The 14,582-nt window shown below is 72.3% G+C and carries 12 protein-coding genes, 2 pseudogenes and 1 riboswitch; of the genes and pseudogenes, 13 read left to right on the top strand and 1 reads right to left on the bottom strand.

Features of this window, described 5'->3' with window-relative positions:
• Positions 1–17: 17 nt before the first annotated feature.
• The 13 genes and pseudogenes from WEB03_RS10390 to WEB03_RS10330 all read left to right on the top strand — a co-directional run bounded on the left by WEB03_RS10390 (position 18) and on the right by WEB03_RS10330 (position 13,677).
• Positions 18–893 carry a hypothetical protein gene (locus WEB03_RS10390; protein ID WP_368070877.1) on the top strand — a complete coding sequence of 292 codons (876 nt, stop codon included), beginning with the start codon at positions 18–20 and terminating at the stop codon, positions 891–893.
• Positions 890–2,341: a cobyrinate a,c-diamide synthase gene (locus WEB03_RS10385; protein WP_368070876.1), complete on the top strand. Its 1,452-nt coding sequence runs from the start codon at positions 890–892 to the stop codon at positions 2,339–2,341. The genes WEB03_RS10390 and WEB03_RS10385 overlap by 4 nt, the downstream gene beginning before the upstream one ends.
• Positions 2,338–3,051: a precorrin-2 C(20)-methyltransferase gene (gene cobI / locus WEB03_RS10380; RefSeq protein ID WP_368070875.1), complete on the top strand. Its 714-nt coding sequence runs from the start codon at positions 2,338–2,340 to the stop codon at positions 3,049–3,051. Before WEB03_RS10385 ends, cobI begins: the two co-directional genes overlap by 4 nt.
• On the top strand, positions 3,048–3,923 hold the full coding sequence (cobM, locus tag WEB03_RS10375) for a precorrin-4 C(11)-methyltransferase (protein WP_368070874.1): 876 nt from the start codon (positions 3,048–3,050) through the stop codon (positions 3,921–3,923). The genes cobI and cobM overlap by 4 nt, the downstream gene beginning before the upstream one ends.
• 131 nt (positions 3,924–4,054) lie before the next feature.
• Positions 4,055–5,149: pseudogene (locus tag WEB03_RS10370) on the top strand (cobalt-precorrin-5B (C(1))-methyltransferase); the annotation flags it as partial.
• Positions 5,150–5,306: 157 nt separating this feature from the next.
• Complete coding sequence (gene cbiE / locus WEB03_RS10365) at positions 5,307–6,515, top strand: precorrin-6y C5,15-methyltransferase (decarboxylating) subunit CbiE (protein ID WP_368070873.1); 1,209 nt, start codon at positions 5,307–5,309, stop codon at positions 6,513–6,515.
• The gene (gene cobJ / locus WEB03_RS10360) at positions 6,512–8,353 is read left to right on the top strand and encodes a precorrin-3B C(17)-methyltransferase (RefSeq protein ID WP_368070872.1); all 1,842 of its coding nucleotides are present in this window, start codon (positions 6,512–6,514) and stop codon (positions 8,351–8,353) included. The genes cbiE and cobJ overlap by 4 nt, the downstream gene beginning before the upstream one ends.
• Positions 8,353–8,556, top strand: coding sequence for a 4Fe-4S binding protein (locus tag WEB03_RS10355; RefSeq protein WP_368070915.1), 204 nt, complete (start codon positions 8,353–8,355; stop codon positions 8,554–8,556). Before cobJ ends, WEB03_RS10355 begins: the two co-directional genes overlap by 1 nt.
• 23 nt (positions 8,557–8,579) lie before the next feature.
• Complete coding sequence (locus WEB03_RS10350) at positions 8,580–9,248, top strand: precorrin-8X methylmutase (RefSeq protein WP_368070914.1); 669 nt, start codon at positions 8,580–8,582, stop codon at positions 9,246–9,248.
• Between the two features lie 8 nt (positions 9,249–9,256).
• A complete protein-coding gene (locus WEB03_RS10345) occupies positions 9,257–10,207 on the top strand; it encodes a sirohydrochlorin chelatase (protein ID WP_368070913.1) in 951 nt (316 codons plus the stop codon).
• Positions 10,204–11,889 (top strand): Rv2231c family pyridoxal phosphate-dependent protein CobC, encoded by a 1,686-nt coding sequence (gene cobC, locus WEB03_RS10340; protein WP_368070871.1) that lies wholly within the window; start codon positions 10,204–10,206, stop codon positions 11,887–11,889. The genes WEB03_RS10345 and cobC overlap by 4 nt, the downstream gene beginning before the upstream one ends.
• A complete protein-coding gene (cobT, locus tag WEB03_RS10335) occupies positions 11,886–12,938 on the top strand; it encodes a nicotinate-nucleotide--dimethylbenzimidazole phosphoribosyltransferase (RefSeq protein WP_368070870.1) in 1,053 nt (350 codons plus the stop codon). The genes cobC and cobT overlap by 4 nt, the downstream gene beginning before the upstream one ends.
• A gap of 1 nt (position 12,939) precedes the next feature.
• A complete protein-coding gene (locus WEB03_RS10330; protein ID WP_368070869.1) occupies positions 12,940–13,677 on the top strand; it encodes an adenosylcobinamide-GDP ribazoletransferase in 738 nt (245 codons plus the stop codon).
• A 94-nt stretch (positions 13,678–13,771) separates the two neighbouring features.
• Here WEB03_RS10330 and bluB read toward each other — a convergent pair.
• Positions 13,772–14,383, bottom strand: a pseudogene (gene bluB, locus WEB03_RS10325) (5,6-dimethylbenzimidazole synthase); the annotation flags it as partial.
• 3 nt (positions 14,384–14,386) lie between these two features.
• Positions 14,387–14,525: riboswitch (cobalamin riboswitch) on the bottom strand.
• Positions 14,526–14,582: the final 57 nt, after the last annotated feature.

Genomic DNA, 14,582 nt, shown 5'->3' with positions numbered 1-14,582 from the left:
TGTGTGCGCGCCAGGGGGTGGGACGCCTGCGGACGATCCCCGTCGGGTCGAACCCCGGCACCGAGGTCGGCCTGGCCCGACTGGTCGGCATCACCGCCGACGCACCCGCCCGAGGATGGCTGGAGGCCGCCGCCGCGGGCCTCGACGTCGGGATCGGCCGAGCGGCCTGGCGGCTCGACCTGGTCGCCGGAACCGCCACGGCCACGCAGCTGACCGACGCGCTCGGGGCCCTGGGCGCATCTCGTCCCGACCCGGATCCGGAGGTTTATGCGCTGAACGGTGGGCGTCACGTGCTGATCGGGCCGGCCGGTTGGGGCGACGCTGCGCCCGGCCACGACCGACCGATACCGATCGCCTGGCAGCACCGCATCGCCTCGGTCGAGGACGCGCTTGGGGTGCGGCTGCGCGTCTGGGGCCGCGTAGCGCATCCGACGCTGCCGGTCCGAGCGGACCTGGCGGTGCTCCCCGACTCGCCGGCGGCCCTCGGTCTGACCCGCAGCGTCTGTGCCACCAGCCTCCCGGACCTCCGGGCTGCGCTTCGTGCCATCGAGGAGGCCCGGCACTCCACGGTGCTCATCCACGACGCCGGGCCGGACGAAGCTGCCCACCAACACGACCCGGAAGCCAAACGTGCCGCCATCGAACGCTTCGACGCGACCGTGGTCGGTCCGGTCGTGGCCGTCGCGAACGCGCACGGTGCCGCGGTGCTGGTCGCCCCCGATCACGGGTGCGATCCGGGGACGGGCAGCCACACCGCCGATCCGGTCCCCGCGACCTGGCCGGGCGCACCGGGCATCGGTCGCCTGACGGAATCGCAGACGACGGGCGCGCCGGTCGCCGATGCCGCCACCACCGTGCACGAGCTCGCCCCTGCATGTCAGGACGCCGCATGATCGCCCTTCCCCGGATCGTCGTGGCCGGTACCCGCTCGGGAGTCGGCAAGACCACCGTGGCCACCGGGCTGATGGCCGCGTTGAGCGCCCGGGGCCTGGCGGTCTCCGGCCACAAGGTCGGGCCCGACTTCATCGACCCCGGCTACCACGCGGTCGCGACCGGGCGGCCACCCCGTAACCTGGACGCCTTCCTCCACCGCCCGGAACGGATCGCACCGCTGCTCGCGCACGGTGCACGGGGCACCGATGTGTCGATCATCGAGGGCGTCATGGGCATGTACGACGGCCGTGGCGCCGACGACGAGGCCTCGACCGCCCACATTGCCCGGCTGCTGCGGGCGCCGGTCCTGTTGGTCGTCGACACGACCGCCGCATCCCGCTCCGTGGCCGCCGAGGTGCACGGGTTCGCGACGTTCGACCCGACCGTGCGGATCGCGGGGGTGGTGCTCAACGGGTTGGGTTCGGACGGTCACGAGGAGCTGGTCCGTGAGTCGCTGCGGCCGCTCGGGATCCCCGTGGTCGGCGCGTTGCACCGCGACGACAGACTCGTCACCCCGTCACGGCATCTCGGCCTGATCCCCGCAGCGGAGCGGTCCGACGATGCCCGGCGGACCGTCGCCGACCTCGGTGCTGCGGTGGCCGCCCGCGTCGACCTCGATGCGGTGCTCGAACTCGCCCGCAACGCCCCGCCGCTGGCCACGTCCGCATGGGCGCCGGCGTCGGAGGTCGGGACCGCCGTCGCCGGTCGCCCCCGGATCGCGATCGCGGGCGGGCGCGCCTTCACCTTCGTCTACGAGGAGCACCGGGAGCTGCTCGCCGCCGCGGGCGCGGAGGTCGTGACCTTCGATCCGTTGACCGACGAGGGGCTGCCGGAGGGAACCACCGGCGTCTACCTCGGAGGAGGGTTCCCCGAGGTCCACGCCTCCGAGTTGGCGGCCAACACCCGGCTCGCCGCGGACCTACGGTCGCTGGCTGCGGCGGGTGGACCGATCGTCGCGGAATGCGGTGGCCTGCTGTATCTCTGCCGCGAACTCGACGGCCAACCGATGGTCGGGCTGATCGACGCGACCGCCTCCTTCGGGGAGCGGTTGACGCTCGGCTATCGGCAGGCGCGCTCCTCGAGCGCGGGGGCGCTTGGCCCTGCGGGGACCGGTGTGCACGGTCACGAGTTCCATCGCACCGTCGTCGAACCCCGTGCCGGCCGCCGGCCCGCCTGGGAGCTGACCTCGCGCGGCGCCAGCGGCCCGGAGGGCTTCGTCACCGACAGCGTCCATGCCAGCTACCTGCACGCGGCATGGGTCGGTGCCCCTCACGTGGCCCGCTGCTTCGCCGCGACCGCGGCGCGCGTGGCCGCCGACACCGTCGGACGTGCTACCGCCGACCGCGCCGGAGCGGCCGACCGTCAGGCCGGAGCGGCCGACCGCCGACGCTCCGAGGTGTCGAGATGAGTGGTGTCCTGATCGGGATCGGGGTCGGCCCCGGCGACCCGCAGCTGATCACCGTCAAGGGTCGCGACGCGCTGTTGGGTGCCGATGCGGTCTTCGTCCCGGTGTCGGTGACCTCGACGCCCGACGAACCTGGGTACGCCGAGCGGGTCGTGCTCGCCCACGTCCCGCACGCGACCCCGATCACCCGGCTCGAGTTCGAACTGGACGAGGCGGCACGGGAGGCCAGTTGGCGGACCGCTGCGCTCGCCGTGGCCGAGGTGGTCGCCGCGGGGAGGACCGCAGCGTTCGCGACCATCGGCGACCCGAACGTCTACAGCACGTTCACCTACCTGGCTGCCGAGGTGCGGGCACTGGTCCCCGACGTCGAGGTACAGACCGTCCCTGGGATCACCGCGATGCAGGACCTCGCCTCCCGCAGCGGCACCGTGCTGGTCGAGCACGAGGAGGCCCTGACGCTGCTGCCGATGACCGCCGGTCTCGAGGTCGTCCGTGACGTGCTGCGTGGTGGCAACACCCTGGTGCTCTACAAGGGCGGCCGCCAGCTACCCGAGATCCACGCGGCACTCGCCGCGGCCGGCGCATCGGACCGCGCCGTGTTCGGCGCCCGCCTCGGGCTGGCGGACCAGGACGTGCGCGACCACCTGCCCTCCGAGCCCGCCCCCTACCTGTCCACCATCATCGTCACCCCCGAGCGGAAGCCGACATCGTGAGCGCCAAGATCCTGTTCGTCGGAGCCGGCCCCGGGGCCGCCGACCTGCTGACCATCCGCGCCGCCAACGCCATCGCGGTCGCCGACATCGTCATCTGGGCGTCGAGCCTGGTGCACGAGGACGTGCTCGACCACGCTCGCGATGACGCCGAGGTGCTGGACTCCAAGGTGCTCACTCTCGAGGACGTCCTGGGGGTCTACCGCCGTGCGCAGGCCGACGGACTGACGGTCGCGCGCATCCACTCCGGCGACCCTTCCGTCTACGGCGCGATGCAGGAGCAGCTGGACGCGATCGACGAACTGGGCGTCGACTGGGAGATCATCCCCGGTGTGACCTCCGTCGCCGCGGTCGCCGCCGCGGTCGGCCGGGAACTGACCATCCCGGAGATCGCCCAGTCCGTGGTGTTCACCCGGATGGCGACCCGTACGCCGATGCCGGCGGGGGAGGAGCTGCGGGATCTGGCCCGTCACGGGACCACCATGGCGCTGTTCCTCTCCGCCGCCCGGCCGAAGAAGCTGCAGGCCGAGCTGCTGGTGGGGGGCTACCCGCCCGAGACCCCGTGTGTGGTCGGCTACCGGGTGTCGTGGCCCGACGAGCGGATCGTGACCTGCCGCCTCGACGAGCTGGGGGCCACCATCCGCGACATGCAGGTCACGATGCACACCCTGGTGCTGGTGGGCCCGGCACTCCACGCGCGAGGCACCCGCAGCAACCTGTACTCGCCGACGTTCGCCCACACCTACCGGCCTGCGCGCGGCGACGGAGCGGACGCCTCGGATGCTGTGGAGGCCTGGTCCGGCAGCTCGGCCGCACCGACCACGGAACCGACGTCATCGGCCGTCGACCTCCACCCGGAGCCTGCCACCTCGTGACCGACGTACCGGATCCTTCGACGCACGGGCGCACCGAGCGACCAGCTCGCGCCCGCGCCGGGCCGGTGCATGCCGATCGCGCATCCGCCCCGCCGGCCTCGGTCGAGCCGCCCGGCCAGCCGGTACGCGAGCTGCACGAGCCGGACCTACCGCGCACGGCCAAGGTGCGTGACGGCAAGGAGCTCCGCACCGGATTCACCACCGGGGCGTGTGCCACGGCCGCAGCGAAGGCGGCCGTGCTGCTGCTGGTGACCGGCCGGGCCGTCGAACGTGTGGACGTGTGGTTACCGGTCGGCCGCCGTGTCGAGTTCGACGTCGAGCGCTGCGAACACGTTGGTGGCGGCGCCACCGAGGCATCGGTGATCAAGGACGCGGGCGACGACCCGGACGTGACCCACGGCGCCCACCTCACCGCGACCGTCGCCTGGACCGACGAGCCGGGCGTGCACCTCTACGGGGGTGACGGGGTCGGTGTGGTGACCCGCCCGGGTCTCGGGCTGGAGATCGGCGGTCCCGCCATCAACGGCACGCCGCGCCAGACCATCCGCATCGCCGTCGAGGAGGTCGTCGATCCGTACGCCGACCGCGGGATCGATGTGGTCATCTCCGTGCCCGGGGGCGAGGACATGGCCAAGCGCACCACCAACAAGCGGCTCGGCATCCTGGGCGGCATCTCCATCCTGGGCACGACCGGGATCGTCCGGCCGTTCTCGACCGCGTCGTGGCGGGCTTCGGTGCTCCAGGCGATCGACGTGATGGCGGCGCAGCATCTCTCCACCTGCGTGCTGTCGACCGGCGGTCGGACCGAACGCGCCGCGATCCGGTTGCTGCCCGACCTCGACGAGGTCTGCTTCGTCGAGGTCGGCGACTTCACCGGCGCCGCCATCGAGCGCTGCGTCGAGCAGGGTCTGTCGTCGCTGGTGTTCGTCGGCATGGCCGGCAAGCTCGCCAAACTGGGAGCCGGTGTGATGATGACCCACTACACCCGTTCACGGGTCGACACCGGCTACCTCGCCGAGGTGACCGAGCGCGCCGGCGGCAGCGGCGAACTGGTTGCGGCGGTCCGCACGGCCAACACGGGTCGGCACGCCTTCGAGTTGTGGACCGCGGCCGGCATCGCCGATCTCGCCGGTGACACTCTGTGCGAGGACGTCGCGACCAACCTCGCCGCCTGGGCACAAGGATGCGGCGGGCACCTCGACGTGGACGCCGTGCTGGTCGACTTCGACACGTTGGAGCCGGTCGGCTGGAACCGCCGCGCGCCGGAGCGGCTGGCCCGCGCGGGCGCATCCGCTGACGCCCTGACCCACGACGACGACCACGGGCATGTCCGTAGCGGTCAAGGCGGCGTCGACGATGCCGCAGCCAGGGAGAGGCGCGATCGTGGCTGATCGCATCGTGGTGCTGGGAGTCGGCCCGGACGGCGCGCTGGCGGGCGCCATCCCGGACGACGTCGCCCTGGTGGTCGCCGGTGGGAGGCACCTCGACGTCCACGCCCCTGCCGGGGCCCCGACCATGCGCATCCCCGGTGACCTCGATGCTGCCTTCGATGCGATCCGCACCACCGATGGCACCGTCTGCGTGATCGGATCGGGCGACCCGGGTTGGTTCGGGATCGTGCGGTTGCTCGCATCGAGGTTCGGTGACATCCCGCTGGAGGTGTACCCCGCAACCTCCGCGGTGGCCGGTGCGTTCGCGGCGATCGGACTGCCGTGGGACGACGCCGTGGTCGTCTCCGCCCACGGCCGCGATCCCCGGGCCGCGATCGCTGCGGCGCTCACCCACGCCAAGGTGGCGGTGATGACCGCGCCGTCCTCCACCCCCGCGACGATCGCCGGGGCACTTCTGGACGCGGGGTGCGGGCCGCGTCGGGTCGTGATGGCGGTACGGCTCGGCCACCCCGACGCGGCGATCCACGACACCGACCTGGCGGGCGCGGCCGACCTCGAGGTCGCCGAGCCCAACGTCTTGCTGCTCCTCGACCCCGAACGCGTCCGGACCGCACCACGCTCGGTCGTGGGTCACACCCGCGCCCCGATGCCGTGGGCACGCCCGATCGGCGCTTACGCGCACCGCGACGGTCAGATCAGCAAGCCGGCCGTGCGCGCGCTGGTGCTGGCCCACCTCGGCCCCGGACCAGGACGCCTGCTGTGGGACGTCGGCTGCGGCTCGGGCAGCGTGGCCGTCGAGGCCGCAGGACTCGGCGCCGGCGTGGTCGCGATCGACCGCGACGCCGAGCAGCTGGAGCGCGCTCGCGTCAACGCCGCCACCCATGGGGTCGGTCTGGGGCTCGTGCTGGGGGAGGCGCCAGCGGCCTTCGCGCCGTTACCCGACCCTGACGCCGTGTTCGTCGGGGGAGGCGGTACCTCGTTGCCGGCGATGCTGGAGCTGCTGACCGTGCGCTGCCGCGATCGGCTGGCCGTCGCGCTCGCCACGATCGAACGCGTCGCGCCGACGCTCGCGCAGCTGCGCGACGCCGGGTGGGAGGCGACCGCCCAGCTCGTCGAGGTCCACGACCTCGTGACGCTCGGTGACGGTCACCGACTCGCCCCGCAGAACCCCATCGTCCTCGTCCTGGCGGAGCGCCCATGACCCCCGGAACCCACGGCGTCGAGCCCCGCCACGCCGATCCTCACGGCACACCGAACACTTCCCGGCACGTCGCCGGAGACGCGCCGACGCCGCGTGCCGCTGCCCCCGGTCCGATCGTGGTCGTGGCGGCGAGCCCCACCGGCCGGCGTCTGGCGGCCGAGCTCGCCGAGCACCTGGGTGCGCGGCTCGCCGACCAGCGGCCCAGCGAGGCGATCGCCGCAGCCTGGGACCATGCAGACGCGCTGGTGCTGATCATGGCCACCGGCGCCGCGGTCCGACTGATCGCGCCGCACCTCGACGACAAGCGCACGGATCCGGGGGTGGTGTGCGTCGACGATCATGGCAGGTTCGCGGTGGCGCTCGCCGGCGGACACGAAGGGGGAGCCAACGCCCTCGCCGACCGGATCGCCGACCACCTCGGTGCCACGCCGGTGATCACGACCGCCTCCGAACTTACGGGCCTGCCCAGCCTGGGCACGCTCGGGGCCCGTTTCGGTATCCGCGCCGAGGGCGCGCTGGCGGCGGTCGGCGGCCACGTCCTGGACGGAGGCGCGGTTCGTCTCGAACGCGACGCCCCGTGGCCGCTCGGGCCGGTCCCTGCCACGCTGACCGACGACCCGGGCGCCCCGCTGCTCCGGGTCACCGACCGGGTCGTGCCGGCGGACGACACCACGGTGCTGTACCGACCGGCATCGCTGGTGATCGGCATCGGTTCCTCCCGCGGAGTATCGGCCGACGAGGTCGGGGACCTCGTGGACGCCGTGCTCGCCGACGCGGGCCTGTCGCCGCTGGCGGTCCACACGGTCGCGACCGTCGACGCCAAGGCGGACGAAGCGGGGATCCACGACGCCGCAGCCACACGCGGCTGGTCGGTCGTGTGCCTGTCCGCCGACCTGCTCAGCGGCGTCGAGGTACCCAACCCCTCGCAGATTGTTCGCGATGCGGTGGGGACACCGTCGGTCGCCGAGGCGGCTGCGCTGCATCTCGGCGGTGAGCTGCTGGTGGAGAAGCGCCGGTCCGCCATGGCGACGGTCGCGATCGCCCGTCGCCCGGCGCGGGGACGGCTCGCGCTGGTATCGCTCGGGCCCGGGGCCGATGATCTCACGACGCCACGGGCTCGTGACGAGCTGGCGGCTGCAGAGGTCGTCATCGGCTACGGACCCTACGTCGATCAGGCCGCCCGCTGGACCTCGCGCGGCGCCGAGCTGGAACGTTACGACCTCGGCGAGGAGATCGTCCGTGCCGACCGTGCCCTGCACCTCGCACAGGCCGGGCGGGCTGTCGCGCTGGTCGGATCCGGCGACGTCGGGATCTACGCGATGGCTTCTCCGACCCTCGAGCGCGCCGGCGACGATATCGATGTCGTGGTGGTGCCCGGCGTGACCGCGGCGCTGGCCGGCAGTGCGCTGCTGGGCGCGCCGTTCGGTCACGACCACGCCTACATCTCGCTGTCGGATCTGATGACCCCGTGGGAGCGGATCCGTACCCGCGTCGAGGCCGCGGCCAGCGCCGACCTCGCGATCGCCTTCTACAACCCCCGCAGCCGTGACCGGGACTGGCAACTGGCCGAGGCCCGCGAGATCCTGCTCGCCCACCGCCCCGCCGACACCCCGGTCGGGATCGTGCGCGATGCCGAACGCCCCGCGCAGCGCATCACGCTCACGACGCTCACGGAACTCGACGTCACGCAGGTGCAGATGACCACACTCGTGCTGATCGGTACCACCCGGACCCGGATCATCGGCGGACGCATGGTCACCCCACGCGGCTACGCAGCAGAGGAGGACCCGAACGGTGCGAGCCCGGTCGCAGCGGCCTCCGGGGAGGCACGCTCGTGATGGCCGACACCTTCACCGTGCTGCCGAACTGCACCGCCTGCGGTGCCTGCCTGGTGACCTGCCCGGAGCGCTGCATCCGGGTCGCCGATCGCGGCGTCGGCGTCCCCCTGGTCGTGCTCGACGAGCGCTGCACCGGCTGTGGCGAGTGCGCGGAGGTCTGCCCGGCCGAGGCCATCGTGCCGCTCGCGGAGCAGGGCTCGTGACGCGCCCGGGGGCTCCGCGGTCCATGGGGCGCGACCATGTTCACCCCATCGAGGTGCAGAGCATGCGCATCCTGGCCTCGCGCGCCGATCTGTCGCGTCTGCCCTGGCTGTCGCGCGCCGTGGCCCGGCGGGTGGTCCACAGCGCCGCCGATATGCGCTACCTCGACGACCTGGTGCTCGACGAGGCGGCGCTGGTGCGCGGCTGGGAAGCGCTCGCGGCCGGAGCGCCGATCGTCGCCGACAGTCACATGGTCGCCGCCGGTATCACCAGCACGGACGTCGAGGTGCCACTCACCGACCCCGATGTCGCGGACCATGCGGCCGCGTCGGGCACGACGCGCAGCGCGACGGCGATCACGATGGCCGCAGAGCGGGTGGGGCCGGGCGCGATCTGGGTCGTGGGCAACGCCCCCACCGCGTTGGTCGCGGTGATCGCCCACGCGCAGGAGCCGGCGCTCGTCATCGGGTTGCCGGTCGGATTCGTCGGCGCCGTCGAAGCCAAGGCCGAGCTGCGTGCGTCGGGCCTCCCGTCCGTCTCGAATCTCAGCGAACGGGGAGGCTCGGCCGTCGCGGCATCCGCCGTCAACGCCCTGCTCTACACCGCCACGGCGACGCCCCCCGGTTCGCCTTCGACGTCGCGCATCCCGTCGCCTGCCTCAACCCCGTCACCCAGCCAGGAGTCCTCCTCGTGAGTCATGCCATGTTGATCGTCGGCCACGGCACCCGTGACGATGCCGGTCAGGACGAGTGCTCGCGGCTGCTGGAGGTGGTCCGTGCCCAGCGACCCAAGCTGCGTGTCGAGCTCGGCTATCTCGAACTCTGTCCGCCGCCGATCGCTGACGTCGTCGCAGAGATGGTTGACGAGGGGGTGGACGACATCACCGTCGTGCCGCTGGTGCTGCTGGGTGCGGGACATGCGAAGGGTGATGTGCCTGCCGCGATCGCGCGTGAGCGGCTCCGCAACCCCGGCGTGACGTTCCGCTACGGCCGCCCGCTCGGTATCCGTCCTGAGTTGTTGGAGACGGCGGCGGAGCGGTTGGATTCGGCGGTGCCGGAGGCGCAGCGCGAGGACACGGCTGTCGTACTGGTCGGTCGTGGAGCCTCCGATCCCGATGCGAACGGGGACATCGCCAAGGTCGCTCGGATGTTGTGGGAGGGGCGGCCCTGGCCGCTCGTCGAGCCGGGGTTCATCAGCCTTGCGAAGCCCTCGGTCCCCGAGGCGCTGGAACGCTGTCGTCGTCTGGGGGCCGGTCGTATCGCGGTGATGCCCTACTTCCTGTTCACCGGTGTGCTCGAGCGGCGGATCCGGGACCAGACCCGCGCGTGGGCGGACGATCACCCCGACATCGAGGTGATCGATGTCGACTACCTCGGGCCCGACGTCCGGGTGGCCGAGCTCCTGCTCGCACGGGCGGATGAGTCCGATGCCGGAGGAGCGATCGCCAACTGTGACACGTGCCAGTACCGCGTCGCCCTGCCCGGTTTCGAAGAGCGCGTCGGTCAGCCGCAGACACTGCACGAGCATCCCGACGACCCTGGAACACACGGCCACAGCCACGGGCATGAGCACGACCACGACCACGGCCACGGGCATGGCGACCATGCCCACGCTCATCAGGACGGGGCGGCCGCTCCGGCCGAGCGCTCGTGACCACCCACCTCGTGCTCGGCGGTACCTCGTCTGGCAAGAGCAGCTACGCCGAAACGGTGGCGACCGCCGGTGGCGCTCCCGTGGTGTGCGTGGCGACGGGCCGAGCCTCTGACGAGGAGATGGCCGAGCGCATCGACGCGCACCGCCGGCGGCGTCCCGGACACTGGCGTGTCGACGAGACCACCGACATCGCCGAGGTGCTGCGCGATGTCGCAGCGACCGCCACGGTGGTCATCGACGACCTCGAAGGTTGGTTGGTGACCCAGATGAGCGCGGCCGGGCTGTGGAGCGAGGTGGACGTCGCGCCGCTCGGCGCCGAAGGGCAGGCGGCGGTCGACCGGATCGTTCACGAGGCCGAGACCTGGTGGCGTCTCGCCGCCGGCCGTGTGGGGGACACCATCCTCATCGCCGGACAGCCGGGCGTCGGCATCATCCCGATCGGTGCATCGGTGCGCCGGTACGTCGACGTCCACGGTCGGGTCACCCAGCGGCTGAGTGCGCTCGCGGACCGGGCGAGCCTCCTCGTGGCGGGACGGGCGCTCGGGCTTGCCGCGCCAGCCGGCTCCCCCATCGCGGGCGACCGCGGATGGCCTGACGCCGCGTCGCCCGGCGTCACGACGCTGCGCGACCACGGCGATCGTCAGGTGCCGCCAGGTGCGCTCGATCTCGCGGTCAACGTCCTCGATGGTCCCCCGACGTGGCTCCGCGAGCGGCTGGCCGGATGTCTCGACGACCTCGCCGGCTATCCCGACGACACCGCGGCGCGGACCGCGTTGGCGGGGCGCCACGGCCGCGATCCGGCGGAGATCGTCGTGCTAGCGGGTGCGGCCGACGGGTTCTGGCTCCTGCCGCGGGTGCTCGCCCCGCGTTCGGCCGCCTGTGTGCATCCCGGCTTCACGGAGGCCGAGGCCGCGCTCAGGGACGCTGGCGTCCCGGTCGTGAGGGTGCAACGCGATCCGGAAACGTGGCGCCTCGATGTGGCCGACGTGCCCGAGCAAGCCGACCTGGTCGTCGTCGGCCGACCTGACAACCCCACGGGGATCGTCGACGCCGAATCCACGATCGCCGAACTGTGTCGACCGGGTCGGACGGTGGTGGTGGACGAGGCGTTCGCCGAGTTCCTCCCCGACGCGACGGGTATCGCCGCCCGAGGTGATCTTCCGGGTCTCGTGGTGCTGCGCAGCTTCACCAAGCTGTGGGGTCTCGCCGGCCTCCGGGTCGGCTACCTCGTCGCTCATCCAGAACTCGCAGGCAGGTTGGGATCGGCTCGTCAACCGTGGGCGGTCGACACCCTTGCTCTGGACGCGATGATCGCCTTGTGCCAAGCAGAGGACGAGCGTCGTCTCCGGGCACAGGCGGTGGCGGACGTGCGCGCCCACCTGCTCGACGCGATGCGTGCCATCCCTCGCGTGACTGCGTGGGACGCGGCAGCCAACTTCGTGCTGCTGCACACCCCGCAGCCCGATCTGCGTGAACGGCTTCTCGAGGACGGCATCGCGGTCCGACGCGGTGACACCTTCCCGGGCCTGGACGCCCACTACGTGCGTGTGGCGGTCCGAACGCGCGAGATCAACGAGCGACTGGCCGCGGCCGTCGCCCGGCATCTCGGTGAGGGACCGATCCGAGACGCTCCCCAGCGCTCACCCGATCTGCACGACGAAGCCCAAGGACCGCACGCATGACGTTGCCCCAACCCCTGATCGATCTGCTCGAGGGCATCGTCCCCGCCGATGCCGCAGCGGCGGACGCCGCCCGACAGCGGCATGCGGCGCTCGCCACGCCGCCGGGCGCGCTCGGTCGCCTGGAGGACCTCGGCGCGCAGTTGGCGGCGATCGCGGGTCGCTGCCCACCCCCGGCGGTGAGCGATCCCGGTCTCGTGATCGCTGCCGGCGATCACGGTGTCCATGCGCAGGACGTCAGCCCGTGGCCGCAGACGGTCACCGCCATGATGGTGCAGACGTTCTGCGGTGGCCGAGCCACCGCCAATGCCTTCGCGGCAGCCGTCGGAGCACGGGTCAGCGTGCTGGACGTCGGGGTGGCGACCCGCTTGGAGGACCACCCCCGCCTCCGCCGCTCCAACGTGCGCGCAGGTACCCGGGACCTCAGCGTCGAACCGGCCATGACCGCAGACGAGTGCGTGACGGCCATACTCGCCGGCTCCGGCGTCGCCGAGGAACTGATCTCCACCGGTGTCGACGTCCTCGTCACCGGCGACATGGGGATCGCGAACACGACCGCTGCAGCAGCCCTCATCGCCGCCTTCACCGGTCGTTCGCCCATCGAGGTGACGGGGCGCGGCACCGGCATCGACGACCTCATGCTCGCTCGGAAGATCGAGGCTGTCGCAGCGGGGGTGGCGCGGCACGCGGGCGACGACCCGTTCGCGACCCTGGCCGGGCTCGGTGGACTGGAACACGCTGCGCTCGTCGGGGTGATCCTGGCGGGCGGCGCCGCGCGGGTTCCCGTCCTGCTCGATGGCGTCAATGCCGGTGCGGCTGCACTCGCTGCGGTCGCTCTCGCCCCTGCCTCCCGCGGCTACCTCGTCGCCGGGCACCGCTCCACCGAACCGGGTGCGACGGCAGCGCTCGATCACCTCGGCCTGAGTCCGTTGCTCGATCTCGCGCTACGTCTGGGAGAGGGCACGGGCGCTCTGCTCGCGGTTCCGACGATCCGAGCTGCTGCAGCCGCACTCCGGGATGTCGCGACGCTCGACGACGTCCTCGGGGCCTGATGTGCGGGCGGCGCTGGGCTTCCTCACCATCCTGCCGGTCGGGAGGCTCCATGCCGCTCCGGGCCGCGGAGCCCTGATCGCCTTCCCGATCGTCGGACTGGTCATCGGCGGTCTCTGGGCCGGTGTCGCGGTGGGCGCCCTCGCGTGGTGGGATCCTCTCGTGGCCGCCGTCATCGTGGTGACGGTGGATGCGATCGTCACCGGGGGATTGCACCTCGACGCGGTCGCCGACATCGGGGACGTCGTCGGCTCCCGCCGCCGAGGCCCGCAGGCGCTGGAGGTGGCTCGCGATCCGCACGTCGGCGCACTCGGCGCCCTGGCGTTGGTGATCGTGCTGCTGATGAGGGTGGCGTTCGTGGCTCTGATCTTGGCCGCCCCCGCGGACACCGGGGAGTTCGGATCGCATCCGGCGTGGGCGCTGATCGCCGTACCGGTGGTCGGCCGAGCCGCCATGGTCGCCGCGCTGGCCGGCTCGCCCCGCAGCAGCGGAAGCAGCGCGACCGCGCTCGCCGCCGCGGCCACCCCGCCGGTCCTGGCCTGGTCGCTGATGACGGCCGTGGCGGTGTTGCTGCTCGTCGGCGTAGGTCCGTGGCAGGTTGCCGCGGTCATCGCGGCCGCCACCGCGGTCGCGGCAGGCTCGACCGCCTGGTGGCGACGCCGCGTCGGTGCCGCGTCCGGCGACCTCGTCGGTGCGGTCGGCGTCGTCGCCGAGGTGGCGGTGCTCGCCATCATCGCCTGATCCGCTCCCAGAGCCGGGAGAGAATCTGGGTCTCCCGGCACCGGTTGGGTCGGCCGGGGCGTTGATCGGGGTGTGAGACGATTCCTCGCTGATCCCACCGGTCCATGCGGAGGGCTGCTTCCAGCGGTTGACGTTGGCGCCATCCGTGCCGTTCGAGGTCGGGGGCGGATTCGAGATGCGTCACGGGACCCATACACAGCCACGCGACGGGTCGGATCGTGGACGGGATGTCGAGCAGTTCCTGGAGGAATTCCTCTCGGTAGAACGAGACCCATCCGACGCCGAGGCCTTCGGCGGTCGCGGCCAGCCACAGATTCTGGATCGACAGGCACACCGAGTACAGGCCAGTATCGGCGATCGCATGCCGTCCCAGCACGGCCGGGGCGCCCCGGTTGGGGTCGTAGGTGACAACGATGCCGAGCGAGGCCTCGAGGACCCCGTCGATCTTGATGCGCTCGAAGCGCTGCGCGGCCTGAGGATCCAGTGTCGAGGCGAAGACAGCGCGTTCCTGCTCGACGTGCCGCCAGAATCGTGTGCGTGTGTCGGTGTGGTTCACGAGGATGTAGTCCCACGGCTGGGTGAGCCCGACGCTGGGTGCGGCATGGGCGGCTTCCAGCACCCGTCGCAGGGTCCGCTCAGGGATGGGTTCGCCCGTGAACTGTCCGCGCACGTCGCGGCGTGCATGGATTGCGTCGTAGAGGGGCATCGTTGGACTGTCCATGGACATGGCGGGGCTCCGCTTCAGGCCGCAGCAGCGGTACTCCTCGGTCACCGTGTCGGGCCACGTGCCGGATCCTCACCGGCTTCCCGATTCTCCTTCGTTCGACACCTCGCATGGTTGTTGCCGCGGCCGACATTACCGGGGGCTCGGCACGGCATGACGGCTCGGGAGACACTCGATCGCG

The organism is Nitriliruptor sp. (assembly GCF_040882075.1).
GTDB lineage: Bacteria > Actinomycetota > Nitriliruptoria > Nitriliruptorales > Nitriliruptoraceae > Nitriliruptor.
This window is presented reverse-complemented; position numbering and strand designations above follow the sequence as displayed.

Coding starts and splice junctions, on each gene's coding strand:
- WEB03_RS10385 (WP_368070876.1), top strand. CDS start 890: ATGATCGCCCTTCCCCGGATCGTCGTGGCCGGTACCCGCTCGGGAGTC.
- cobI (WP_368070875.1), top strand. CDS start 2,338: ATGAGTGGTGTCCTGATCGGGATCGGGGTCGGCCCCGGCGACCCGCAG.
- cobJ (WP_368070872.1), top strand. CDS start 6,512: ATGACCCCCGGAACCCACGGCGTCGAGCCCCGCCACGCCGATCCTCAC.
- WEB03_RS10355 (WP_368070915.1), top strand. CDS start 8,353: ATGGCCGACACCTTCACCGTGCTGCCGAACTGCACCGCCTGCGGTGCC.
- WEB03_RS10350 (WP_368070914.1), top strand. CDS start 8,580: ATGGGGCGCGACCATGTTCACCCCATCGAGGTGCAGAGCATGCGCATC.
- WEB03_RS10345 (WP_368070913.1), top strand. CDS start 9,257: ATGTTGATCGTCGGCCACGGCACCCGTGACGATGCCGGTCAGGACGAG.
- cobT (WP_368070870.1), top strand. CDS start 11,886: ATGACGTTGCCCCAACCCCTGATCGATCTGCTCGAGGGCATCGTCCCC.